The organism is Pirellulales bacterium (genome assembly GCA_019636335.1).
In the GTDB taxonomy this organism is placed as follows: domain Bacteria; phylum Planctomycetota; class Planctomycetia; order Pirellulales; family JAEUIK01; genus JAHBXR01.
The window spans coordinates 169879-194647 of record JAHBXR010000002.1 but is presented as its reverse complement, the minus strand read 5'-3'; the positions used below and the strand labels follow the sequence as shown (position 1 = coordinate 194647).

At 64.7% G+C, this 24769-nt stretch carries 16 protein-coding genes; 8 read left to right on the top strand and 8 right to left on the bottom strand.

Annotation, left to right across the window (positions count from 1 at the left end):
• The first annotated feature begins 239 nt into the window (after positions 1-239).
• From KF708_03005 to KF708_02990, 4 genes are all read left to right on the top strand, one after another.
• Positions 240-1115: a hypothetical protein gene (locus tag KF708_03005; GenBank protein MBX3411663.1), complete on the top strand. Its 876-nt coding sequence runs from the start codon at positions 240-242 to the stop codon at positions 1113-1115.
• Positions 1112-2419: a hypothetical protein gene (locus tag KF708_03000; GenBank protein ID MBX3411662.1), complete on the top strand. Its 1308-nt coding sequence runs from the start codon at positions 1112-1114 to the stop codon at positions 2417-2419. Before KF708_03005 ends, KF708_03000 begins: the two co-directional genes overlap by 4 nt.
• Positions 2420-2448: 29 nt before the next feature.
• A complete protein-coding gene (locus tag KF708_02995) occupies positions 2449-3270 on the top strand; it encodes an AAA family ATPase (protein MBX3411661.1) in 822 nt (273 codons plus the stop codon).
• Between the two features lie 191 nt (positions 3271-3461).
• The gene (locus KF708_02990) at positions 3462-5018 is read left to right on the top strand and encodes a glycosyltransferase family 39 protein (protein MBX3411660.1); all 1557 of its coding nucleotides are present in this window, start codon (positions 3462-3464) and stop codon (positions 5016-5018) included.
• Positions 5019-5022: 4 nt separating this feature from the next.
• On the opposite strand, the gene KF708_02985 is transcribed toward KF708_02990, so the two are convergent.
• Complete coding sequence (locus tag KF708_02985) at positions 5023-6009, bottom strand: DUF1559 domain-containing protein (protein MBX3411659.1); 987 nt, start codon at positions 6007-6009, stop codon at positions 5023-5025.
• Positions 5994-7106, bottom strand: a complete 1113-nt coding sequence (locus KF708_02980; protein ID MBX3411658.1) for a hypothetical protein — start codon at positions 7104-7106, stop codon at positions 5994-5996. Before KF708_02980 ends, KF708_02985 begins: the two co-directional genes overlap by 16 nt.
• Before the next feature lie 395 nt (positions 7107-7501).
• Between KF708_02980 and KF708_02975 the strand changes: the two genes are divergently transcribed.
• On the top strand, positions 7502-9109 hold the full coding sequence (locus tag KF708_02975) for a sigma 54-interacting transcriptional regulator (protein MBX3411657.1): 1608 nt from the start codon (positions 7502-7504) through the stop codon (positions 9107-9109).
• Positions 9110-9182: 73 nt separating this feature from the next.
• On the opposite strand, the gene KF708_02970 is transcribed toward KF708_02975, so the two are convergent.
• Positions 9183-10340, bottom strand: coding sequence for an acyl-CoA dehydrogenase family protein (locus KF708_02970; protein ID MBX3411656.1), 1158 nt, complete (start codon positions 10338-10340; stop codon positions 9183-9185).
• Between the two features lie 498 nt (positions 10341-10838).
• On the opposite strand from KF708_02970, the gene KF708_02965 reads away from it, so the two are divergent.
• Positions 10839-13997, top strand: a complete 3159-nt coding sequence (locus KF708_02965) for a DUF1553 domain-containing protein (GenBank protein MBX3411655.1) — start codon at positions 10839-10841, stop codon at positions 13995-13997.
• A gap of 59 nt (positions 13998-14056) precedes the next feature.
• Positions 14057-15523 (top strand): DUF1501 domain-containing protein, encoded by a 1467-nt coding sequence (locus KF708_02960; protein MBX3411654.1) that lies wholly within the window; start codon positions 14057-14059, stop codon positions 15521-15523.
• Positions 15524-15751: 228 nt separating this feature from the next.
• On the opposite strand, the gene KF708_02955 is transcribed toward KF708_02960, so the two are convergent.
• From KF708_02955 to KF708_02940, 4 genes are all read right to left on the bottom strand, one after another.
• Positions 15752-17521 carry an aspartate kinase gene (locus KF708_02955; protein MBX3411653.1) on the bottom strand — a complete coding sequence of 590 codons (1770 nt, stop codon included), beginning with the start codon at positions 17519-17521 and terminating at the stop codon, positions 15752-15754.
• 19 nt (positions 17522-17540) lie between these two features.
• On the bottom strand, positions 17541-18755 hold the full coding sequence (locus KF708_02950) for a cofactor-independent phosphoglycerate mutase (protein MBX3411652.1): 1215 nt from the start codon (positions 18753-18755) through the stop codon (positions 17541-17543).
• 19 nt (positions 18756-18774) lie between these two features.
• Positions 18775-20073, bottom strand: a complete 1299-nt coding sequence (locus KF708_02945; protein MBX3411651.1) for a homoserine dehydrogenase — start codon at positions 20071-20073, stop codon at positions 18775-18777.
• Positions 20074-20415: 342 nt separating this feature from the next.
• A complete protein-coding gene (locus KF708_02940; protein ID MBX3411650.1) occupies positions 20416-22059 on the bottom strand; it encodes a hypothetical protein in 1644 nt (547 codons plus the stop codon).
• A gap of 476 nt (positions 22060-22535) precedes the next feature.
• Between KF708_02940 and ptsP the strand changes: the two genes are divergently transcribed.
• On the top strand, positions 22536-24296 hold the full coding sequence (ptsP, locus tag KF708_02935; GenBank protein ID MBX3411649.1) for a phosphoenolpyruvate--protein phosphotransferase: 1761 nt from the start codon (positions 22536-22538) through the stop codon (positions 24294-24296).
• A 56-nt stretch (positions 24297-24352) separates the two neighbouring features.
• Here ptsP and KF708_02930 read toward each other — a convergent pair whose 3' ends face one another.
• Positions 24353-24757: a bifunctional nuclease family protein gene (locus KF708_02930; protein ID MBX3411648.1), complete on the bottom strand. Its 405-nt coding sequence runs from the start codon at positions 24755-24757 to the stop codon at positions 24353-24355.
• Positions 24758-24769: the final 12 nt, after the last annotated feature.

The window sequence follows — 24769 nt, the reverse complement described above, 5'->3', positions numbered from 1 at the left end:
TGGCCCGCCGCGCGATCATCCGGCGCCGCCGAGTTGCGGCGTACTTTGCCCAGCCTTCCTCTTTCCGACAACGTTCAAGATCAACCGCATCGATACCGATACAAGAACCGAACCACGGGTTCGCCTCGCCTGGGGCTGCGCAGGGTTTGCGCGGCGCGAGGCCATGCGAGCGAGCGGACGACAAGGATGTCACCGCGGCAACGGTCCGTTGTCGCGAGAGCGAACACGTCGAGGGAACGATGAGCCACGCACCTTGGGAGCCGGAGCCGACCGGCGAGGGCCTGATGGCGCCACAGCGCCGTCCGCCGAAAAACGTCTCGGCGGCGTTCCCCGGCGAAGGAGCTCGGCGCGGTGGTCCGCGTCTGCGGCTTCAATTGCAAGATTTCAGCGCTCCGACCCTGAGTGCGGCGGCCGCTCCGATCGTGGCGGCCACCGCGTCGACCTCGGCCGAGCCGGCCGCGAAACCGAAGCTCATCCAGCGTTTCGTTACTCAGGGGGCAGTCGTCGGGCTGAAGCACTACTTCGGTACCACCTTGCGGGTCGTCATCGTGCGCAACGCCTCGTTGCTCTGGCAGCCGCAGTTCCTGCTGCAGCCGAAGGTGGCGATCGCCGGTCTCGCGGCGGTCGTCGCTACCGCCGCCACGTTCTTCTTCACGGGCAGCGATACCAAGGTCGCCGATCAGCTCGGTGCCGCCCCGGCGTGGGCGCCCCCTACAATCGAGGCCCCGGACTGGAACACGGTCGCCCAACCGGTGACGACCGTGCCGGTCGAATCGCCGCTGCCGGCGATGCCCACCTCGACCGATGCCCATAGCACGGTCGCCACCGAGGGAGAGGCCCCAGCCTGGACGCCAGCCTCGGCCCTGCCGACCACGGCCACCACCCCGTCGGCGATACCAAACTACCCCACCACCGAGATTCCAAACGTGGCGGGGGTGGACACGGTGCCCGCGGCCAACGCCAACAGGCAAGCCACGACCCCTCGCGAGCCGGAAGTCGTCGCCACGCGCCCCGAGACTCCACGCCCCTATCCGACCACCTTCGCCCCGGAGAAGCCGCCGCAGGCACGCATCACGGGCAATGTCACCGTCCTGCCGGGGGAACCGACCCCATGAGCAAACTCGACCGCGCTTTTATCCGAGCCTTCAATCGCGAACGGACGGCCCACGTCGCCGAGCCGCAGCACGCTCTAGAGTGCTCGGCGCCGGTAGCGCCCGAAGACTTCGCGCCCCCCGTGCTCGACACGACCGAGGAATGCTGCGCGGACGCGGGCACAGGTGAACCCGGCGTCCAAGATCCGCACCTGCCATCGATCGAAGAGTTGTACGGCTTTCCGCGGACGAGCGGCGAGTCGCGCATTCTCCGTGCCGATGGTCCGGTCGCCCGGCAACGTTCGATCCCGACACCGCACACCCATTTCGCTTCGAACGAGGAGGTCGCCCCGGCGACAACCGAGAGCGAACCGGTCGCAGAAGATTTCGAAGGGCACCTGACCAGTGCGGTCTTCGCCTCGACGGCGCCCGCAGGGGAACTGCCGTCGCACGAGGAGACCACCGCACAACCTGCCGCGATGAGGTTGTTTTTCGGCGAAGACACGCCCCACGTCGAGGAGGCCATGCCTGCCGAAGGCACGGGTCAGCATCCGCGCTCGCGTCCCACGCTGTCGCTCTACCGCGAATCGTCGTGGGACGAAACGTGGGACGCCGAGTCGTTCGAGCGTGGCGGGCTGTTTGGCGAGACCTCGGAAGAGCCGCCGGCAGCCGCCTTCGAAGTACCGCGTTTCGCCTGGCCCGCCATGTGCGATACCTTGATTCGCAATGCGGAAGGGCTCTTCGAGTCGCTGGCCGATGCGCTCGTTGCGGCCGGCCACGACGGACATAACCGCGTCGTGTTCACCGGCACGTGCAGCGGCGCTGGCTGCACGACGATCGCCCTGGCCGTCGCGCGCCGCCTGGCTGCCGATGGCCACTCGGTGGTACTCGTCGACGCCAATTGGCGACACCCGCAGCTTGCCGCGCGCCTGGGCATGCGTCCCGAATGTGGCTGGCGCGAGATCGTCGAAGAGCGACTCCCCGTCGACGAGGCCCTGGTCGAATCGCGCGACGATCGCTTGAGCCTGTTGCCCCTGGTCGAACGTTCCGATGCCCCCACGGCGGGTCTCGATGCGGCGGCCCTGGCTAATCATGTCGCACGGTTGGGACGACATTACGACCTGGTGTTGATCGACGCGGGGGCACTCGATGCCGCCCCTGCCGTCGGCTTCGAGTTGACCGCGCACCTGGTGAACCTGGCCGACGTGGCCATCCTGGTGCAGGACATGCGCGCCAAGCAGCAAGAATCGGAGCGCCTGCAAGAGGCGCTCGATCGGGCCGGCCTGGCCTGGTGGGGCACGGTCGAGAACTTCGTGCCCGCCGCCTGATCGTTCACGAACGCCTAGCGAGTCGAAACATGTACGAATCCTACTGGCAGCTCGACCACAAGCCGTTCGAGAACAACTCCGATCCGAACTTCTACTATCCCTGCGAGTCACACCAGGGAGCCCTGCTCAAGCTGCGCTACTCGATCGAGAACGATCGCGGCGGCGCCCTGCTGGCCGGCGCCTCGGGCCTCGGCAAGACGTTGCTCGTACACCTGCTGCGCCGGCAACTGCCCGAAGAGTACAGCCCGTTCGTCCATCTCGTCTTTCCGCAGATGGCCCCCGCCGAGTTGCTCGCCTACCTGGCCGACGAGCTAGGCGCGCCGGTCGCCGAGCCGGGCCGCACCACGATCGACGGCAGCGTCCGCCGCTTGCGCACCTTCCTCGCGGAGAACACGCGCGCGGGGCGGCACGCGGTCGTCGCGATCGACGAGGCACACCTGCTCGAAGGTCCCCGCGTGTTCGAGACGCTACGGCTGCTCTTGAATTTCGAGACCGATTCGCGCCCCGACTTGAACCTGCTGCTCATCGGTCAGCCTTCGCTCTTGCCGGCGCTCGAGCGCATGCCACAGTTCGACGAGCGGCTGGGCGTGAAGTGCCTGCTGCGTCCCATGACGCTGGAAGAAACGATCAGCTACGTGAGCCATCGCCTGACGGCCGCCCGGGCTCCGCGTCCCATCTTCGACAGCGAGGCCCTGGAAACGATCCACCATCTCACGCAGGGCAATCCTCGCCGCGTGAATCGCCTGTGCGATCTGGCGCTGTTGATCGGCTTTGCCGACGAGCTGCGCACGATCGGCGCCTCGCAGCTCGAGACCATCTCGCAAGAGCTCGTGGCCGTAAACCCCGACTGATTCGTGTGGACGTCAGCTTTTTTAGTCGACGGCTCATCGGCTTCCCTCTCTCGGCGGCCGTGGCTGCCGTGGCGTAGAATCGGCGTATGGATTCGCACGCCGCACCGAGCCTCCGCCCCGCGTTCTCGACCGCTGTTGGCTGTGGCCTCGCGTGCGCCGCGCTCCTCATCGCGACGGCCGATACCCTGCCCATGAGCTGGGACGAAGGCAATGCCATTCGCCGCGCCGAGGGCATCGCCGCCTGGGCTACTCTGGCCACAACCGGAGAAGACGATCCTTTCTCGTCCACGATCATCGGCGAACATTGGCGCTACACGACCACCATCGAAGGGCATCCGGCGTTTTACGGCATCGTGATCACCGCCGGCCGTGCGCTGGGAGAACGTTGGCTGCCCCCCCTTGCCGCCGCGCGGCTTGGCCCCATCCTGCTCTTCTCGCTCGCCGTCGGCTGTGCGGCGTGGCGACTGGCGGGGGACTATTCGCGAGTAGCCGCGATTGCCGGCAGTGTGGCGCTCGTGACGATGCCGCGACTTTTCGCGCACGCGCATTACGCCTCGTTCGATGGGCCCCTCACAAGCTGCTGGCTCATCGCCTGGGCATTCTTCGAACCCGCGCGTCGCGGCGGCTGGCGATTTCTCCCCTTTGGCGTCGCGCTCGGCACAACACTGGCCTGCAAGTCCCCTGGCTGGTTCGCGCCGCTCGCGTTTCTGCTGGTGTCGCTCGTCACGCGCGACCGGGCCGGCATCCGGGCCAGCCTGGCCGGGATGCTCCTGGCGCTGGGGGTCTTCTGGCTCTTGAACCCGCCCCTCTGGCACGACCCGATCGGCGGTTTTCAAGAGTTCGTGGTCCTCAACACGGGGCGCGCCGACCGGCCGCAGCACAACATTTCGACGTGGTTTCTCGGCCGGATGCACAACCTCGATTATCCACTCCCCTGGTACAACACCCTGCTTTGGACGGCCATTGCCGTACCGCTAGGCACGCTCGCGCTGGCCCTGGTCGGCATCGGCCATGCCGCGCGGAGCGGGGAACGCGAAACCTGGCTCCTGGTCGGTTGCTGGGGAACACTCGTGCTCGTCCGCGCGACCCCCTTTGCGCCCCCCCACGACGGCCTTCGTCTCTTCCTGCCGAGCTTTGCCTTCCTCGCCTGCCTGGCCGGAGTCGGTTTCGATCGCTTGTGGCGCCGATTTGCCCGGCGCGACTTAGAGATCTCGCGCGGCCGCTTGCTCCTACGTCGCACGCTGCTTGCTCTGCCGCTGGCCGCCGCCGCCGGGAGCACCGCCTGGTATTGGCCGCAGGAGCTGTCGTACTACAACCTGGCGATCGGCGGCCTGCGCGGCGCGACCGCGCTAGGCATGGAGCCCACGTACTACTGGGATAGTCTCGACCGGCACGTCTTCGCCTGGCTCGACGCGAACACGGCGCCGGACGAAAAAATCCTCTTCGGCGCGGCGCCGCCAGAGAACCTCGCCCTGTTGCGCGAGTGGGGAACGCTCCGGCGAGGCTATCGCGCTGCAGATCCTGGCCGCTACCGCTGGTACGTCATCCAGCTACGCCCCAGTGGCTGGCGCGACTTCGACCGCTGGCTGCTCGCGCACGAGCAACCTGCCTACCAGCACACGATCCGCCCGAGCGATCGCGAGCTCGGCCCCTGGTCGCTCGACGTGCCGCTGCTGAACATCTACACGTACGAGCAATACGAACGAGCCCGCGCGGCCGTGCAGATCGAGAACAGCCCGGCGTCTTAGCCGTTCAGGGGAGTTCGCCGATGGTTTCACCACCGTCAATGGTTGCCATGGCTGCAAGCACCTGCATCTCGATCTGGATTGAAATTGGGCGAACCGATGCGTCACAAAAGACGAACGGCAGGACGCCCGGGTGATAGCTGCCCCAGCCGCGCCGACAAGGCAATGAGGTTCCGGTCCCCCCCGCCTGCTTGCACGCCTCGTAGTCTCCCCACAGGCTCCGCGACTGTGGCGTCACGGCCGACAGGCTGTAGTGCGCATACGAATAGGCCCAGAATGTACGGAACGAGGGCGTGGTTCGGGTAATGCTCTCGCCGACCAACAGCGTCTGCGAGGTGCCGTCCCGAACGTGAGCAAAGCTTTCGGTGCTGAAGCCGAGCACGCCAACGGTATGCATGGCGCCACGGCTGGCGCGGGGGAATTCTCCCAACTCGGCGGAATCCAGAAAACGTATGCCATCGCTGCGGCCACTGACGGCGCGGTAAGAACCGGCTCGATAGGGCAGGTTCAGCGCGAACGAGCCGGCCGGCCCACTGCCAGGCACACCCAGTTCATCGCGCCCCACATCCGACGCGCAACCGAAGACGGGAATGCGTGTTTCGCGCACCACCCGGTTCTGAGGCGCCTCGTTAAAGTCGTCGAAGTCATACTGCCTGTACAGCGGTTGCTGTTCGAGAAACGGTAGTATGGCGAGACACCAATTGGCGCCGTCCTGTGAAGGGTATCCCGCCGATCCGGCCGCGCCGCCATAGCAGATACCGGCGGTGTGCGTCACATTGCCTGGCGGAAATGTTCCTACCACCTCGTGGTACTGGTGAACGGCCAGACCGATCTGTCGCAAGTTGTTCGCACACTGCGCACGTCGCCCCGCCTCGCGTGCCGATTGGACTGCGGGAAGCAGCAGTGCCATCAAGGCGCTCACGATGGCGATCACAACCAACAATTCGACGAGCGTGAGCGCGCTACGGCGATGTGGCTTCATGCCGCTGAACATCGCGATTGCCTCGCTACGGTGTGGAGCTTCGTCCCTCGTCGGCGAATCCACAGTGTCACAGTGATGAGCCCCACCGTGGCGCCGACGAACGTCCCCGGCTCTGGTACGGCAGAAATCTGCATGGGATCCATGACCCACAACTCATAGCCGTTGACCGATGGTCCCATGGGTCCGCCCGACGCTTCTTGATTGAAGATGCCGACGGCGTTGAAAAACCCATCCGGTGGCAACATCGTGCCGAACTCGGGATTCAACCCCAAGTGGAGCGAGAACTCGCGACCAGCGACGTCCGCCACCGTCACCCGATTTCCAGCCGCCCAAATCGAACCATCGTCGATGCGCTGGACCGACATCAACTGCACGAGCTCGCCCTGGTAGCGTTCTCCTCCGGCGAGCCGGCTCGGATCGAAGAGCACACGATCGTTGATCTCATCCCAAAGATCAGCCAAGAGTAGCGGCACCGGCGTCGGCAAGCCTACTCCCGGTGTGATCAGCGCCAACTCGAAGTCCAACTCGGACTCGATGAAATGCTCTTCGTTGACGTTTGTCTTGCCGCCGAACGCGAGTGCGCCCTGCGCGCGTATCTCGACGTAGTCCCCCGCGCGGAACACATGACCTGTCGCGCGATCCTGGTTCACGCGTAACATCTCGGCCGACCAGGCGGCATTCGAATAACTTCGATCGGGATCGGGCTGGCCGTCTTCGAAGTTCTGAGGAAGATTGCCGTAGTGCTGCCCCATGAACACGGCCGTACCCCCGTAATCACCCGGCTCGACCGCCTGCACGAAGACCTGCCACTGCGCGCCCAGATTGAACGGCGGAAGCGGACCCGTCACCGGGGTGCTGTCCAACATGTCTTCCGGGTTGTTCAGCAAGATGCCTCGCAGACGGTACGGAAAACCGGTGGTGGGAAAAGTACGCAGTCCGTTGGCATCCACCGCCTGAAAGTCACGATGCTGAAGGATGGGACGACTGTCCCAGTCCACGTCGGCCACCCCCGCGCCATCGGCCGCGACGGTCCAGGTAAGAAGCCCCACGACGTTCAAACAGGCGAGCATGAGCCCTCGCCACCAACGGGCACGAAAAACGGACGACATGCGGAAGCGCCTTTCTGATCGAGTGAAGCGGGCAGGCCAGGCGGCGCGAATTCGCGCCGGAGCCATGCGAACGAGCCTTGGGAATCTCGGTCGGAGATCGCCGAACGACCGAGAGGACTAGAACTGGTCAGACAGCGCCTGTGGCGGCCGTTGTGGCCCAAGCAGCGGTCGACCTAGCGCGGCATTAGCTATCCCTGCGGTAGAGGCGTGCCTCGAACGAGCGAAGCACGGGAGTCGACCATCTCTCTTGCACACTGCGTGCCAGCAATACATGTCGCTCGATCTTGTGGTGTAGCAACAGCTTGGTGCGCGCTGGCTGGACTCCTTGGCGCCACGAAATATCGCGACTAGCTTGATGTTCGTTGATTCCAACGAAATTTCGTCACACCGAACGAATTGACCGCTCCGTGAATACCGTGTCGCTACAGGCGATCGCCACCTCGGTGGCCCAGGAACGCTACCTGCCCGATGTGCTGCAAAGGATCGTCACCGAGTTGGCCGCCCAGCCAAACGTCGCGCTGACGCGTATCTGGTTGCTTCAGTCAGGAGAAGTTGCCGACGGCCACGAATCCTCAACGGGGTCGAGAACAGGTCGCCACCTCACACTGGCCGCCAGTGCCGGCACATCCTGTGCCCACCATCGCCACGCCGATTGGTCGCGCGTCGATGGCGCACGCCAGCACATCGAGCTGGGTACCGGCAAGGTGGGAAGAATCGGCGCCACGGGCGAATCCATCCTCGTGGCCGACACTTCCACCGATCAGCAATGGATCGTCGACCAGCACTGGGCGCACGAGGAAGGCATCCAGAGCTTCGCCGGACATCCGCTGATGTTCCGCGGCGAGATTCTGGGTGTGCTCGCCCTGTTCAGCCGCGATCGACTGACGCAGCACGACTTCGACTGGCTGCGACTGTTTGCCGACCAGGCGGCAGTGGCAATTGCGAACGCAAGGGCCTTCGAAGAGATCGAGCATTTACGGCGTCAGCTCGAATCAGAAAACTTCTACTTGCGCGAAGAAGTCAACGAGGCGCGCGCCTTCGGCGAGATTGTGGGGAGCAGCCCTGCACTTGCCAAGACGCTCGAGCAGATCGAGCTCGTCGCTCCCACGATGGCCAGTGTCTTGATTCTGGGCGAATCGGGCACGGGCAAGGAACTGGTGGCCCGGGCGATCCACGAGCGGAGCCAACGCCGCGAGCGTCCCCTGGTCAAAGTGAACTGCGCCGCCGTTCCGCGCGATCTCTTCGAGAGCGAGTTCTTCGGTCATGTGAAAGGCTCGTTCACCGGCGCGGTCAAAGACCGCACCGGTCGCTTTCAGCTCGCCGACCGCGGCACCTTGTTCCTCGACGAAGTGGGAGAGATCCCGCTCGAACTACAAGGCAAGCTCTTGCGGGTACTGCAGGAAGGTCAGATCGAGCGTGTCGGCGATGACGTAACGCGGCGCGTCGACGTGCGGGTCATCGCCGCCACGAATCGCGACCTGCGGGCCGAAGTCGAGGCCGGTCGTTTTCGGCAGGATCTTTTCTTCCGCCTCAGTGTCTTCCCGATCGAAGTCGTCCCGCTGCGCGAGCGTCGCGAGGACATACCTGCCCTGGCCGAATTGTTTCTGAAACGTTGCTGCCGCAACTTGTGCCGTGACGGCGTGCGTCTCGCCCCTCACGACCTGGATCTGTTGCAGCAATATGCCTGGCCCGGCAACGTTCGCGAGCTGCAGAATGTCATCGAGCGTGCCGCGATCGGTGCTCGACAGGGCACGCTCGATTTCTCTCACCTGCTGCCGGCTACCCGGCGTCAACCTGCCCGAGCACCGGCGACGGCGCGCTCGTCGCAGGACGTGCTGACGCGACACGAAGTCGAGCAATTCGAAACCGCGAACATCGCCGCGGCTTTGGAACGCACCAACTGGAAGATTTACGGCGCGCGGGGGGCGGCGGCGCTCTTGGGCATGCAGCCCACGACGCTCGCCTCGCGCATGAAGCGACTGGGACTGCACCGGCCACGCTAGCCGAAGCACCGGCGAACGATCCCCACGAGTCGCCCGACTCCCATACCGACCGCGGCGGCTGCGCAGGGGAACATCAAAATCCCATGGCGCGGCCGATGATTTCCTTCATGATCTCGGTCGTGCCGCCGTAGATGGTCTGCACGCGCGTGTCGAGGTAAATCTTGGCGATGGGGTATTCCATCATGTAGCCGTAACCGCCGTGCAGTTGCAGGCATTCGTCGACGATTCGCTTCTGCGTTTCGGTCGTCCACCATTTGCACATGGCGGCCTCTTCCACGTTCAGCTCGCGGCGGTTGTGCTTCAAGACGCAGTTGTCGAGGAAGACCCGGGCGATGTGGGTCTCGGTCTTGCATTCGGCCAGCTTGAAGCGTGAGTTCTGGAACGTACCGATCGGGCGTCCGAAGGCGGTGCGCGTGCGACAGTATTCCAGGGTGTGCTCGAGCGCGACTTCGCACGCCGCCACCGCGCCCACGGCAATCGAGAGCCGCTCTTGGGGCAACTCGTTCATGAGACAATAAAAACCCTGCCCTTCGCCACCGAGCAGGTTCTCGGCCGGCACGCGGCAGTTGTTGAAGTAGAGCTCGGCCGTGTCTTGCGCGCGCAGGCCGATCTTGTCGAGCTTGCGCCCATGCTCGTAACCTTCCATGCCACGTTCGACGACGATCAGACTGATGCCGGCGTGCTTGGCCGTGGGATCGGTCTTGGCCACGACGATGCACAGATCGTTGAGCAGGCCATTGGTGATGAACGTTTTCTGACCGTTGACGACGTAGTGGTCACCATCGCGAATGGCCGTGGTGCGCACGCCTTGTAGGTCGCTGCCGGTGTTCGGTTCCGACATGGCAATGGCGGTGATGATCTCGCCGCTGACCATCTTGGGCAGCCAGCGCTTTTTCTGCTCTTCGGTGGCGTAGTGCAGGATATAGGGCAGGATCACGTCGTTCTGCAGGCTGAAACCGACGCCCGAGGCCCCCACACGCACCAGTTCTTCGACGACGATCATGTTGAAGCGGAAGTCCTGCAGTCCGGCGCCACCGTATTCCTCGGGCACGTCCATGCAGAGAAAGCCCGCGGCGCCGGCCTTGAGCCAGGCCTCGCGGCTGATGACGCCATCCTTTTCCCACTGCTCGTGGTAAGGCACGATTTCTCGTTCGACGAACCGGCGGAACGAATCGCGGAACAACTGATGCTCGGGCTCGAAGATCTCTCGCTTCACCGCAGGATTCCCAATTTGAGCTAGAGGAAATGTTTCACCGCCAAGGCGCGAAGAGCGCGAAGGCAATTATGGCATGACCAACGAATTCCCCACCCGAAGCGTCAGCGAGGAGGCACTTTGATCGATGCCCCATCCAAGAACTCCCTCGCTGACGCTTCGGGTGGGGATTCTGCAAACGCGCAACTTCAAAGTACATTGGCCAGGATGCACCCCGTTGACGCTGCAGGCTTGCGATCGCCTCCCTCGCAGGCGGCTACCCGCCTGCGAAACGCTCGATTCTAACCAGAGAATGGCGCCGATGCTGCCACCCTGTTTTCGGGCCTGTGCCGGAACCGCACATTCACTGTCCCCCCGCGTACGTTCTGGAACAAATGCTTCCCAGCCCCCGGAGCTTGACCTTATAATCGCGGGGTGGCGAGGCGCCGGCCCCCCATCGTCTTCCCGCCTGAAAACCGGCTCGTCGCCCCTGTGCTTGTAGAAGTTCATCCTGCCTGATGCTCGCGGGGGTTCGACATGATGCGACGTATCTCCAGCGCGGCCCTGGTGGCCGTGCTGCTGCTCGTGGTCTCGACGGCGCGCGCCGACGACAAGATCAGCTACAACCGGTCGATCCGCGCGGTGCTGGCCGAGAACTGCTTCGCGTGCCACGGTCCCGATAGCGGCTCGCGCAAGGCAGAGCTGCGTCTGGACCGTCACGATGATGCGGTGGAGCGTGGGGCGATCGTCCCGGGCGAACCCGACCAGAGCGAGCTCGTCGCCCGCATCGAAAGCGATGACCCCGAGCTATTGATGCCGCCGGCGTCGTCGCACAAGAAGCTCACGCCCGAGCAGAAAGAGCTGCTGCGCCGCTGGATCTCTGAGGGAGCGGAGTATGAACCTCACTGGTCGTACATCGCTCCGGTGCGACCGGCCTTGCCCGAGGTAGCGGACCAGGCGTGGCCCAAGAACCCGATCGACTATTTCGTTCTCGCGCGGTTGGATCGGGAAGGGCTCGCGCCGGCCCCCGAGGCCGATCGCCACGTGTTGGCGCGGCGTGCGAGTCTCGACATCACCGGGCTGCCGCCAGAACCGGCGCTGGTCGAGGCGTTCGTCGCCGACACCGCGCCCGAGGCCTACGAGCGGTACGTCGATCAATTGCTCGCCTCGCCACACTGGGGCGAACATCGGGGCCGTTACTGGCTCGATGCCGCGCGCTACGCCGACACGCACGGCATCCACTTCGACAACTTCCGCGAGATGTGGTCGTACCGCGATTGGGTCATCGAGGCGTTCAATCGCAACCTGCCCTTCGATCAGTTCACCATCGAGCAGCTTGCCGGCGATCTGTTGCCGAACCACACGCTCGATCAGACCGTCGCGTCGGGCTTCAACCGCTGCAACATGACGACGAACGAAGGGGGGGTGATTCCCGAGGAGTATGTCGTCCTCTACGCGCGCGACCGCACGGAGACAACCTCGCAGGTCTGGCTCGGCATGACCACCGGTTGTGCGGTCTGCCACGACCACAAGTTCGATCCGATCTCGCAGCGCGAGTTCTACGAGTTCTCGGCGTTCTTCAACAACACGACGCAGAACGCGATGGATGGCAACATCAAGGACACGCCGCCGATCGTGACCGTGCCGCGCGAGGAAGATCGTGCCACGTGGGAGGCCCTGCCCACGCAGCTGGCCGCGGCGAGGAAAGAGGTCGAAGATCGGCGCGGCAGCGCGCGGCCCGAGTTCGACTCGTGGCTCGCTGGTCCCGCCAGCGGCTCGCTCGCGGCGAACAACGTGGCGGATGGCCTCGTCTTCCACGCTCCGCTCGACGTGAGCGCCGGCCAGGCCTTGGCGGTGCTCGTGGCGGGCCAACCCCGTCCCGTGGCAGCCAGCGCGGTGCCGACCTTCGAGGCGGGCGTGGTGGCCGACCAGGCCTGGAAGAGCCGCCCCGAGACGCTGGTCGAGGTGGCCGACGTTGGCGACTTCGAACGCGATCAATCCTTCACCTGCAGCGCCTGGGTCAAAGTTCCCGCCGATGGACTGGGCGGCTCGATTGTGGCCCGCATGGACGAGAACACCGCCTTCCGCGGCTGGGATCTGTGGCTCGAGAATGGCCGCGTCGGCGCGCATCTGATCAACGCCTGGCCCGACGACGCCCTCAAGGTAGTCGGCCGGGGTACGCTCACCAAGGACAAGTGGCAGCATGTCACGCTCACCTACGACGGTTCGAGCCGTGCCGCCGGACTCAAGATTTACCTCGACGGCGCCGCGCAGGAGGTCGACGTCGCGGCAGACGGTTTGAAGAATACGACCCGCGCCACGGTCCCCTTCAAGTTCGCGCAGCGGCATAGCACGGCGCGCATCAACGACCTGGGGCTGCAGGACGTGCGGCTGTACGATCGCGTGCTGGCGCCGGAAGAGATCACGCGCATGGCCGGCACGGCCCGCGCGGCGTTCCTGGTAGCCAAGCCGGCCGAAGCGCGCACGCCGGCGGAGGCGGACGAGTTGTATGCGTACTGGCTCGCTGGGATCGACACGACGCATCAACAATTGGCCGCCCAAGTGCGCGAGTTGGAAAGCACGGAGACCGCCATCAAGTCCCGCGGCACGATCGCCCACGTGATGCAGGAGAAAAACGACCCGGCGCTGGCCTACATCCTTTTCCGTGGCGAGTACGACAAGCGCCGCGACGAGGTTCGCCCCGGCACCCCCGCCGTCTTGCCCGCCTTCCCCGCAGACGCGCCGCGCGATCGCCTGGGCCTGGCACAGTGGCTCCTCCTGCCCGAGCATCCCCTCACCTCGCGCGTGACGGTGAATCGTTTCTGGCAGGAGGTGTTTGGCGCGGGGTTGGTCAAGACGACCGGCGAGTTCGGCGTCGGCGGCGACCTCCCCACTCATCCCGAGCTGCTCGATTGGCTGGCCATCGAGTTTCGCGAAAGTGGCTGGGACGTGAAGAAGCTGTTCCGGCTGATGGTCACGTCGGCCACGTACTGCCAGTCGGCGGCCACGACCCCGGAAAAGATCGAGCGCGATCCGCACAACAACCTGCTGGCCCGCGGTCCGCGGTTCCGCATGGATGGCGAAATGGTGCGCGACAACGCCTTGGCCGCCAGTGGCCTGCTGGTGCCGAAATTGGGGGGCCCGAGTGTCAAGCCCTACCAACCCGACGGCGTCTGGGAGGCGGTGGCGATGATCGGCAGCAACACGCGCGACTACAAGGCCGACTCGGGCGAGAACCTGTACCGCCGCAGCATGTATACCTTCTGGAAGCGAGCGGCCCCGCCCGCCTCGATGGAGACATTCAATGCCCCCAGCCGCGAGGTCTGCACCGTGCGGCGCGAGCGGACGAACACGCCGCTGCAGGCGCTTGTGACGTTGAACGATACGCAGTTTGTCGAGGCGGCCCGCCGGCTCGCCGAACGGGCGTTGAAGGAAGGAGGCGATACGGACGCCGACCGCATGGACTTCATCATGCAGCGGCTTTTGTCGCGTTCTCTCACGGACGCGGAACGGACGGTGGTCGAGCGTTCGCTCGTCGACCTCCTCGCTTACTACCGCGAGCACGCCGACGATGCCCAAAAGCTCGTGGCGGTCGGCGAGTCGCCAGCCGACGCCTCGCTCGACGTGCCGACGCTGGCCGGCTGGACGATGCTCACGAACGAGCTGATGAACCTGGACGAAGTGGTCAACAAGTAGCACACGCGCGCAGACGATGGCGGTTTGCCGCGAGATCGAAATACCGACGGGAGAGAACGATGCACCCCCTCTTCGAAGAATGGGTTCGCACCGAAACGCGACGGCAGTTTCTGCGCCAGGGAGCCAACGCGCTGGGCATGGCCGCGCTGGCCTCGCTGGGCGGGAATAGCTTTCTTCGCCCCGCGGCGGCCGGGCAAGACGTGCTGCAGGCGATCGGCCCCCACTTCGCCCCCAAAGCCAAGCAGGTGATCTACCTGCACATGGTCGGCGGTCCGTCGCAACTCGACCTGTTCGATTACAAGCCGCAGATGCAAGATTGGTACGACAAGGATCTGCCCGACTCGATCCGCAAGGGGCAACGTCTCACGACGATGACCTCGGGCCAGGCGCGCTTTCCCGTCGCGCCGTCGAAGTTCAAGTTCGCGCAGCACGGCAACTGCGGCATGTGGATCAGCGAATTGCTGCCCAACCTGGCGAAGGCGGCCGACGACATCTGCTTTATCCGCAGCATGAACACCGAGGCCATCAACCACGAACCGGCCATCAGCTACATCCAGACGGGCAACCAGATCACGGGGCGACCCTGCTTGGGCTCCTGGGTCTCGTACGGTCTCGGCTCGATGAACGCCGATCTGCCCACCTTCGTGGTGCTGGTGGCCAAGCCGACGAACACCGAGCAGGTGCAGGCGATCTCCGCACGACTCTGGTCGGCCGGCTATCTGCCGGGCGAGCATGCCGGCGTGTCGTTCCGTTCCGGCGGCGACCCGATTCTCTACATCAACAATCCGGACGGCGTCCCCTCCTCGGTGCGTCGCACGACGCTCGACGGGTTGCGCGAGCTCAACGAGCTCAATTACCAGCAGGTAGGCGATCCCGAGACCCACACGCGCATCCAGCAGTACGAGCTCGCCTTCCGCATGCAGTCGAGCGTGCCGGAGCTGACCGACCTGTCGCAGGAGCCGGAATCGACCTTCGAGCTTTATGGCGAGTCGGCTCGCAAGCCGGGCACGTTCGGCCACACGGCCCTGCTCGCCCGGCGCATGGTGGAGCGCGGCGTGCGCTTCGTGCAGGTTTACTTGAACAACTGGGATACGCACTCGAACGTGGCAGGCCGCCTGCCTGACCAGTGCCGCGACATCGATCAACCCTGCTACGGCCTGATTCAGGATCTCAAATCGCGCGGCATGCTCGACGAGACGCTCATCATCTGGGGAGGCGAGTTCGGCCGCACGATCTACTCGCAGGGGGGGCTGTCGAAGGAGAACTACGGCCGCGACCATCACCCGCGCTGCTTCACCATGTGGATGGCGGGCGGGGGCTCGAAGGGGGGCACCATCTACGGCGAGACGGACGACTTCTCGTACAACATCGTCCGCGACCCGGTCCACATTCGCGACTTCCACGCCACGGTGCTGCAACTGCTCGGCTTCGAGCACGAGCGTTTCACGTACAAGTACCAGGGGCTCGATCAGCGTCTGACGACGGTGACCGACCCGGCGCGGGTGATTCAAGAGTTGCTGGCTTAAACGTTTTGTGAAGCGTCCGTTCTGAAGTGGCGACTTCCCGGTATCCGGGCGCGCCGCCGAAGGAAGCGACGGATGCGCACGACGGCGTACGGTTTGAGTCAGCGGTGCCAAAAGAAAGTGGAAGAGTGTTTTGGCCGGTTGAAATCGGTGGCGGGCATGAAGCGTTTGAATCTTTTCATGCACGGGACCGCAGCCCCGTGCCACTTCGAGCGATAATCTTCCGCTTCCTTACTGCTGCACGTCGGCGAAGGCGTGGCGCAGGGCCTTGAGGGCCGCTTCCCCCTGCTGGCCCTCGACGACGACCGTCACGCGGACCTCGCTCGTGTTGATCATGTCGATGTTGATGCCCGCATGGGCGAGCGCTTCGAACATGCGAATGGCCACGCCCGTGTGGCTGCGCAGGCCGATGCCCGAGACCGAAAGCATGGCAATCTTCGGCGTGCTCGTGACGGGGCCGCATTGCAGCCTGGTGGTCAGCTTCTCGGCCACGGCCACCGTTTCCTTGAGCGATTCTTGCGGCACGGTGAAGCTGAGCGTGGCAGGCGTGCCACCGGCATAACTCTGCACGATCATGTCCACCAGGATGCCACCCGCGGCGATACCGTCGAAAACGGATGCCGCAAGTCCGGGATGATCGGGTATGCCGGCGATCGTCACCAGGGCCTGCGTCGCGTCGAGCGACACGTCGCTGATGGCCAGGTCTTCCATCCCCTGCAGACGGCGCACCACATCAACCGCGCTGCCCGAGGCCGGCGCAGGGGGGGGGCCGTTGGGGGCCTTTGCGGGCGCCTTGTCCAACTCGAACGCGCGATGCACGGCGCGGACCGCGGCATCGGCCTGGTCCCGCGAGATGAGGGCCGAGATCTTGATCTCGCTGGTGGTGATCATCTGGATGTTGATGCCGGCGTTCGAGAGGGCATGGAACATGCGCTCGGCGACCCCCGGCTGATGGGCCATGCCCAGGCCGACGGCCGAGACCTTGGCGACGCTGTCGTCGTGCGTGATCTCTTCGGCGCCCAGTTCCTGGGCGGCCTCTTCGACCGCTTCGAGCGTGGCCCGCAGATCGACGCGCGGCACGGTGAACGAGATGTCGGCCTTGCCGCCGGCGCCGAGGTTCTGCACGATCATGTCCACGGCCACGGCGCGCCGCGCGATGCGCGAGAAGATCGCCATGCTCGTGCCCGGCTGGTCCGACACGCCCCGAATCGTGACGACCGCCTCGTTGCGCACCAGGGCGGCGCCGCTGACCGGTTGATCGGGCGCTTCGGGGTCGGCCACGATCAGCGTGCCCGGTACGTCCGTGAAGCTGCTCCGCACGTGGATCGGCACGCCGAACTTCTTGCCGAACTCGATGGCCCGGCTGTGCATCACGCCGGCCCCCAGGCTCGCCAGCTCGAGCATTTCGTCGTAGCTCACCCGGCGCAGGAGGCGTGCCTCGGGCAGAATGCGCGGATCGGTCGTATAGACGCCATCGACATCGGTGTAGATCTCGCAGGCATCGGCCCCCAGCACGGCGGCCAAGGCCACGGCCGTCGTGTCGCTGCCGCCGCGACCGAGCGTCGTGATGTTGAACTCCTCGTCGATGCCCTGGAAGCCCGCCGCGATGACGACCTTGCCTTCGTCGAGCGCGCGGCGCATGGTGTCGGTCGAGATCGAGCGAATCCGCGCCTTCGTATGCGTGCTGTCCGTTCGAATGCCGATCTGCGTGCCGGTCATGCTGATGGCCTTCGACCCCAGGCGTTCGACGGCCATGGCCATCAGCGCCACACTCACCTGCTCGCCCGTCGACAGGAGCATGTCCATTTCGCGCGCGGGCGGATTGTCGTTGATCTCGTTGGCCAGCGCGATCAATTGATCGGTATTCTTGCCCATCGCCGACACGACGACGACGACCTGATTCCCTTCGTGCTGGGCGCGAATCGCCTTGCGGGCGGCGGCCAGAATCTTGGTGCTATCGGCGACGCTCGTGCCGCCGAATTTCTGAACGATGAGACCCATGAGTGGCTACTTCTAACTTCTATCGCTTGCCGTTCTGGCCCAGGAAATAGGCCATCATACGCCATCCTTCGTCGAAGGCCAGGGCCGAGCGACCGGCCGTGGGCTCGTCGTAAGTAGTGCTGGCGTCGGGCTCGATGCCGGTGCCGGCGATCGCCAAGGGAACGAACCCGTGGCTGTGCGTTTTCAGACGCAGGGGAGTGGGGTGGTCGGGGGTCACGAGCAGACGGTAATTCCCCTGAGCCTGCAGGGCCTCGTGGATGGGAGCCACGATGTCGCGATCGATATCCTCGAGTGCCTTGATCTTGGCGGCGCCGTCTCCTTCGTGCGAGGCCTCGTCCGTGGCCTCGATATGAACGCAGACGATGTCGTGGTCCTGGAGGGCCTCGATGGCGGCCCGGCCTTGGGCGGCGTAATCGTTGTCGAGGTATCCCGTCACGCCGGGGACCTCGATCCGGTCCCAGCCGAGCAAGGCGGCGATGCCGCGCAGCAGATCGACCGCCGTAATCATCGCCCCGCGCTTGCCATACACGAACGAGAAGGGCTCGAGCGCCGGCACGCGCCCCAGGCCCCAGAGCCAGATGTTCGTGGCTGGGGGCAGGCCGCGCTCGCGCCGCGAGACGTTCACCGGATGTTCGGCAAAGAGCGCCACGCTGTCGGTCATCAGTTGGTTGAGCTTATCGCTCCCCGGTCCGCGCGGATAGTCGTCGAGAACCGACTTGTCGGTCAGGTCGTGCGGGGGCGTGGTGCGCGTATCCTGGCTGAACGGCGCCGTCCCCGACTTCGGCCGATCGATCAGCAGGTTGCGATAGCTGACGCCGGGGATGAATTCGAGCTCGTCCCCCCCCAGGTTCGCTTGCAGGGCGGCGATCAACTCGCGAGCTTCGTGGTCGGGAATCTGACCCGCCGTGAAAGAACGCATCTGCTGGTCTTCGACCGTCACCAGGTTGCAGCGGATCGCCCAATCGTTGGGGCCAAGCTGAATGCCCTGTGCGGCGGCCTCGAGCGGCGCGCGCCCGGTGAAATAGCGGTTCGGGTCGTAGCCCAGCAGGCTTAACGTGGCGACGTCCGATCCGGCCGGTAGATGCGCCGGCACATTGTTCGCGCGGCCGACGACTCCGGCCCGCGCCACCGCGTCCATGGCCGGCGTGTGCGCGGCTTCGAGAGGCGTCTTCCCCCCCAGCGATTCTTGCGGTTCGTCGGCACAACCATCGGGAATGACGATCACGTACTTCATGTTGGTGTTGGGCTCGGAGTTAGTTCTCGACCCGCATGCGGACGCATTGCGAGCTGACGCAGGGGAGACGGTCGATCTCTTCGACGGCCTGCCGCGTGGCGCCTTCGGTGGTCAGATGGGTCATGATCACCAGCGGCACGACCCCCGTGTTCGGCGTGAAGGCCTCGTGCTGGATGACCGAAGCGATCGAAACACCGTGCCGGCCGAGCACGCTGGTCACTTCGGCCATGACGCCCGGGCGATCTTCGACGTTGAAACGCAGGTAGAAGCGGCCGGGCACCTTGTCGTGGTCGCGGGCGTTGACGGCGTCCTTGCGCTGCGACCAGAGCTCCAGGTTGCGGAAGGTGATCGCCGTGCGACCGACGACCATATCGATCAGGTCGGCGACGACGGCCGAGGCGGTCGGCATCTGCCCGGCGCCGAGACCGTGGAAGAAGACTCGTCCCACGGCGTCCCCCACCACGCTGACGGCGTTGTGCGCGCCTCGAACTTCGGCCAGGGGCGTGCCGATCTTAACCAGCGTCGGCGAGACGTGCAGTTCGAGCCCCTCGACGACTAGCCGCGCGACCGCCACGAGCTTGATGCGATAGCCCAGCTCGAGCGCGTAACGCAGGTCGACCAGCTCCAGCGTGTCGATGCCGCGGCGGGGGATTTCGCTCCAATGCACCTGCGAGCCGAACGCGAGCTGCGCCAGGATGGCGAGCTTCTGCGCCGCGTCGGTGCCGTCGACGTCCATGCTGGGATCGGCCTCGGCGTAGCCCAGTCGTTGCGCTTCGGCGAGCGCCTCGGCGTAGGTGGCGCCTTCGTCCTCCATCTGCGTGAGGATGAAGTTGCTCGTGCCATTCAGAATGGCGTAGATCGACGTGATCTGGTTGGCCGACAAGCACTGACTGATGTTGGTGATGATCGGAATGCCGCCGGCGACCGAGGCCTCGAAGGCGATCGTGCGCCCCAGCTCGCGGGCACGCTCGAACAATTCGGGGCCATGCTCGGCCAGCAGCGCCTTGTTCGCCGTGACGACATCCTTGCCACTTTCGAGCAGTTCGAGCATGATCGTCCGCGCTGGTTCCAATCCCCCCAGCAGGTGCGCGACGGCCACGATCTCGGGATCGTTCGTGATGCGCGTCAAGTCGTCGCTGATGAGACCGCCGGGCAACTCGACCTGGCGCGGCTTGTGTACATCGCGCACGACGACCTGCTCGAGCCATAGCGTGCGACCGGCATGCCGTGCGGTACGATCGCCAAAGTCGAGCAACAACCGCGCGACGCCACTCCCGACGGTGCCGAGCCCGACCAGCGCTACCTTGGTTTTTTCCATCAGTTCGTCACTTGCTGAACGTTCCGTCTCGCTGGGAAACAACATCCCAACTCGAAGCCAAGCCGCGAGTCCGGCCGAGGGACCCTGCCGCTCGCTGAAATCGCACCAGTCGCGATTACAAGCACGCGCCGGAGGAGGTACCGAAAGGCACTCCCACCGGGCGTCGACTGTGAGGCAACCACACCGTTTTGTCGCTTGGCGCACGAGAGAATCTGACAATCCTAGGTCCCCCGGAGGGGGAGCGTCAAGGATCGATCGGGGAGCCTTCTCCCGATGTTCGGCAGGCACGGCCAAGTGGGCTGCCGACGACGAGCCAGGCGGGCGAACAGCACCCTCCGCCTCTTATCGGGCTGACGGAGACGCTTCTCGCCGCCGCCACAGTTCGAACCACACCGGCGTGACTGGCGTCGCCCGCTCGAAATCGTAATTCCACGCGATGGCCGCTTCTCCGTCCGGCAGCACGCTGATCAGGCCGATCTGTTCGTAGTGCTCCGCAGCGTACTCCTCCCACCACCCGAGGATCCGCCCCGGCTCGTAAAACTGATCGACGTCCCCCACGCCCCAAGAGGTCATGCTGTGGGCGACCACGCAGTAGGTGGGCTCTCCCCTCTCGATTTGTTGTTGCATCTCCGCTTCCATCCGCGACGCATGTCGATGTTGCTCGGCAAAGGGGTACGTGTAGAGATAGCTGGTCACGCTCGGCAGGTCCGAGCAGAAGTAAATCTGCGGTTCCGAACCAAGCACCGCCAAAGTGTCCCCTTCTTGGGCGAGGTCGTCCAGATGCTCAGCCACGATCCGCGAATGCATAAACGCGTGGCCGCGGTAGGTGTTCCAGATGAGTTGCTGATTGTCCCAGCGGAACCAGGCCTCGAAATGGCCTGCGATCAGCAACCCGACCGCCATGCTCCCCGCGAGCGATGTCGAAAACCTCAACGGCGTTTTCGACTGCACGAAACGCGCGAGACCGGCGATGCCTTGCGCCGCAAAGTAAGACGCCGCGGGCATCAGGAGTACGAAGTAATGGGGGGTGAAACGCAAGCCCGGGATCGCTGCCAGTACGCCCCCCGCGAACAGGCAGAGCCAGAGCAACATATCCCGCCGCGATTCACGATCCCAAACCAGCGAGCCGAGCCCCACGAGCAAAAGTCCGTTGAGCAACTGAGACGCCCGTCCAAAATTCCTCACGGCAATCCAGGCGTGAGTGAACGGAGACTCCCAACCCCGATTGCCCGCCGCATAATCGCGGGCGTACGTGACCGTCCAAAACCAGAACTCCGTAAAGACCCCCTGCTGATAGAGCGCCGCGAACAAGACGCCGAGCGAGATCGCCCCCCCCAGCGAAAGGCAGGCCACGTCGCGCAGGGTCGCGCCCATCGCGCGACGACGTCCCAGGCAGTAGAACACCGCCGGAATCGCGAAAAAAATGGCCTGCTGCTTCATGATCGTGGAGATGCCAAACAGGCATCCTACTCCCACCAGGAGCCAGGCTCGCCCACCTCTCCAATCGCCGTAGGCCTGCGCCAGCAGCAGCCAGGCCCCCAGGCCGAACGGGAGCACGAAGTTCGTCGCGTGCGACCAAAGCCCCCGCGTCGCCGGGATCATCGACCAAAGCAGGAACAGCGACGTCGCAAGTGCCGCCAAGGCAAGGTCCCGAGAACGCGCGACCAGCGCAAAGAGCAGGGCGGCCGACGCCAGATGAAACGGGAGCAACGCCAGGTGAACGGTCGTCACGCTCTCCCCGAACAGCAGGAACGCCCCGGCGTAACTCAGCGCCGTCCCCGGATACTTCATCGTATGCGCGGTCGAATAGAGTGGCTCACCTTGCAGCAAGAGCCGCGCAATATGGGCGTACTCCCCTTCGTCCCGTTCCAGCGGCACGTCGACGTATCGCCAGCGAACCACGACGACCAGCACGATCGTCAACGCCAGCAGCCAGACGCCTAGCCAATCGAATTCTTGCCGTCGGTCTGACGGGGCGGTTTGCAAGGACGACAATCGCACGGCGTTAGGCAATTTGCTCGACAACGTTGCGGAGAAGTTCCCGTCGAAAATGGGGACCCGCCACGAAAGGGTTAAAGACTTTCCGACTCGGGTGCATCGCGAAGCGGGGCGCGCGGTCTCGACAGCGAACCGAGCCTCCAGATAACGATCCATCCAAGCATCCGACTCAACGCGATCCATTCTGCCAGCGAAGGTCGCAGATATCTACCTATCTACCGGCATCGACCTTCGACCAGGCCCGATCGGGCAGTATTTCAAATTCATTTTGTAGGGAGAACACGCTCAGCGTGGCTCGGCCGAACGACATGGCAACTCCGGCTCGTTAGAGACAGCCATCGCAAATCAGTCTGCCCGCGAGAGCTAAAATGGGAACGCAGCCGCCACCCCTTGCCATTTCGCAAGCCAAAGCCTTGCCTCGCCCTACGTTGTCAGCCCCTGGCGCGGCTGGTAGGATGCGCGACATGCGCAAAGGACTCGCGGTTTCCCCAGGCGTGGCCGTGGGAAAGGCTTACTGCATCGACGAGGTGTTCGTCGGCCACGACGCCAAGCCCCTCGAAGAGTCGGAAGTTCTTCACGAACTGGCCCGCTACGAACGCGCGGTCGAACACGCCGCGGCCGATCTGAATGCGCTCTACCAGAAGGTGGCCAGCCAGGTCGGGCCCGAGGAAGCCGCCATCTTCCTCACCCACGTCTCGATCCTGCGCGATCCCGTCTTTGCCGCCAAAATGCGGCGATTCATCGCCAAAGATCGCCAGCGGGCCCCCGCCGCCCTCCATCGCCTGCTGAACGAGTACACCTCGCTCTTCGCCCGGACCAAAGACGACTACCTCAAAGAGCGTCTGGCCGACGTCCGCGACGTGATCTTGCGCGTCAGCGGCTACCTTTCCGAAATGCTCCAGCCGGGGGCCGAGGCCACCAGCGGACCGATCATTCTCGTGGCAGACGAGTTGCTCCCCTCGCAGGTGGTAACCCTGGGAGAACGCCAGGTCGCCGGCATTGTGACCCAGGCGGGAGGACGGACCAGCCACGCCGCCATCCTCGCCCGTGGACGCGGCATTCCGGCCGTCTCGGGCGTGCGCGGCATCCTGCGCCAGGTACGCAATGGCGACACGGTGATCGTCGACGGGCGCGACGGCAACGTCATCGTCAATCCGCATGCCGAAGTCGAGGCCGCCTACCGTAAGCTGCAACGCGAGTTCGTCGATCTCAAGGATTCGCTCGTCGAGAATCGCGATCGTCAGGCGGTCACGCGCGACGGTGAGCGGATCGAGCTGCTGGCCAACATCAACAACGTGGGAGACGCCGAAGCGGCCGCGGCCATGGGGGCAGACGGCGTGGGACTCTTCCGCACGGAATATCTCTTCCTGACGCACGCCGACGTCCCCGACGAGGAAGAGCAACTCGAGGCGTACCGCGCGGTCATCGATGCCAGCCCCCATCGCCACACGACGATCCGCACGCTCGATCTCGGCGGCGACAAGACGATTCCCTACCTGGGGCATAGCCGCGAGGCCAATCCCTTTCTGGGCTGGCGCTCGATCCGGCTTTCGTTCGAGCATCCCGAGTTCTTCATCACGCAGATCCGCGCCGTGCTGCGGGCGGCGCACGATCCCCTGGGACGCAAGAGCGAGGTGAAGTTGCTCTTTCCGATGATTACGGTGCTCGAAGAGATGCGCCGCATTCGGGCTATGGTGCGCCGCGCGCAGCGCCAATTGCAGACCGAGGGCAAACCGTACGTCGAGGTACCGATCGGCCTGATGCTCGAAGTGCCCGCCGCGGCAGCCAGCATCGATACGCTGCTCGATGTGGTCGATTTCGTCTCCATCGGCTCGAACGATCTCGTGCAGTACCTGATGGCCGCCGATCGCGACAACCCCAAGGTCAGCCACCTCTATCAACCCCTGAGCCCAGCGGTGCTACGCGTGCTGTTCAACGTGATTCGCACCTGCCGCGTGGCGGGCAAGCCCGTCACTTTGTGTGGCGAGATGGCCGGCGCGCCACGTTCTTTCGTCCTGCTGTACGCCATGGGTCTGCGCAGCTTCAGCATGAGTCCCGCCTTCATCCCCACGGCAAAAGAGCTAGTGCGCAACCTGAGCCAGGAAAAGGCCGAGGAAATCCTCTCGCGGGCCATGCAGCTTAAGACTTCGGCCCAGATCATCCGCTTCATGGGCGAACAGACCGACGAGCTTTGTCCGAACCTGAAACTGCTCGACTCGGAATAACGTCGAGCCGATCGCGCAAGTCTAGCAGGCCAGCGATCTGTGCCACCAAGCCCCTCTTACTCTCCCAGCACGTCGTTGAGCACTTCTTCCGACACGTAGATCGGCAGGGCCGGGTCGCACGTCACGGCCACGGCGATGGCGTCGGACGGCCGGGCGTCGACCTCGACCAGCTCTCCTTCGCGCTTGATGCGCAGCCGCGCGAAGTACGTATGGTCTTTCAACTCGCTGATCACGACGTCCTGCAACTCGCCGCCGAGATTCTCCGCCACGCTGACCAGCAGATCGTGCGTAAGGGGCCGCGGCGAGGTAAACCCCTTCACGCGGCGATCGATCGTGGTGGCTTCAAAGATGCCGATCAAGATCGGAAACGTGCGATCGCCATCGACCTCTTTCAGGTAAATCACCTGATGGTCGTTGATCTCGCTGATGATGATCCGCGACAACTCCATCTGCACCGGCATGACCCTGTTCCT

What these genes read in the sequence shown, in the direction of transcription:
- KF708_03005 (MBX3411663.1), top strand. Translation starts at nt 240, where the DNA reads ATGAGCCACGCACCTTGGGAGCCGGAGCCGACCGGCGAGGGCCTGATG.
- KF708_03000 (MBX3411662.1), top strand. Translation starts at nt 1,112, where the DNA reads ATGAGCAAACTCGACCGCGCTTTTATCCGAGCCTTCAATCGCGAACGG.
- KF708_02995 (MBX3411661.1), top strand. Translation starts at nt 2,449, where the DNA reads ATGTACGAATCCTACTGGCAGCTCGACCACAAGCCGTTCGAGAACAAC.
- KF708_02990 (MBX3411660.1), top strand. Translation starts at nt 3,462, where the DNA reads ATGAGCTGGGACGAAGGCAATGCCATTCGCCGCGCCGAGGGCATCGCC.
- KF708_02985 (MBX3411659.1), bottom strand. Translation starts at nt 6,009, where the DNA reads ATGTTCAGCGGCATGAAGCCACATCGCCGTAGCGCGCTCACGCTCGTC.
- KF708_02980 (MBX3411658.1), bottom strand. Translation starts at nt 7,106, where the DNA reads ATGTCGTCCGTTTTTCGTGCCCGTTGGTGGCGAGGGCTCATGCTCGCC.
- KF708_02965 (MBX3411655.1), top strand. Translation starts at nt 10,839, where the DNA reads ATGATGCGACGTATCTCCAGCGCGGCCCTGGTGGCCGTGCTGCTGCTC.
- KF708_02960 (MBX3411654.1), top strand. Translation starts at nt 14,057, where the DNA reads ATGCACCCCCTCTTCGAAGAATGGGTTCGCACCGAAACGCGACGGCAG.
- KF708_02955 (MBX3411653.1), bottom strand. Translation starts at nt 17,521, where the DNA reads ATGGGTCTCATCGTTCAGAAATTCGGCGGCACGAGCGTCGCCGATAGC.
- KF708_02950 (MBX3411652.1), bottom strand. Translation starts at nt 18,755, where the DNA reads ATGAAGTACGTGATCGTCATTCCCGATGGTTGTGCCGACGAACCGCAA.
- KF708_02945 (MBX3411651.1), bottom strand. Translation starts at nt 20,073, where the DNA reads ATGGAAAAAACCAAGGTAGCGCTGGTCGGGCTCGGCACCGTCGGGAGT.
- ptsP (MBX3411649.1), top strand. Translation starts at nt 22,536, where the DNA reads ATGCGCAAAGGACTCGCGGTTTCCCCAGGCGTGGCCGTGGGAAAGGCT.
- KF708_02930 (MBX3411648.1), bottom strand. Translation starts at nt 24,757, where the DNA reads ATGCCGGTGCAGATGGAGTTGTCGCGGATCATCATCAGCGAGATCAAC.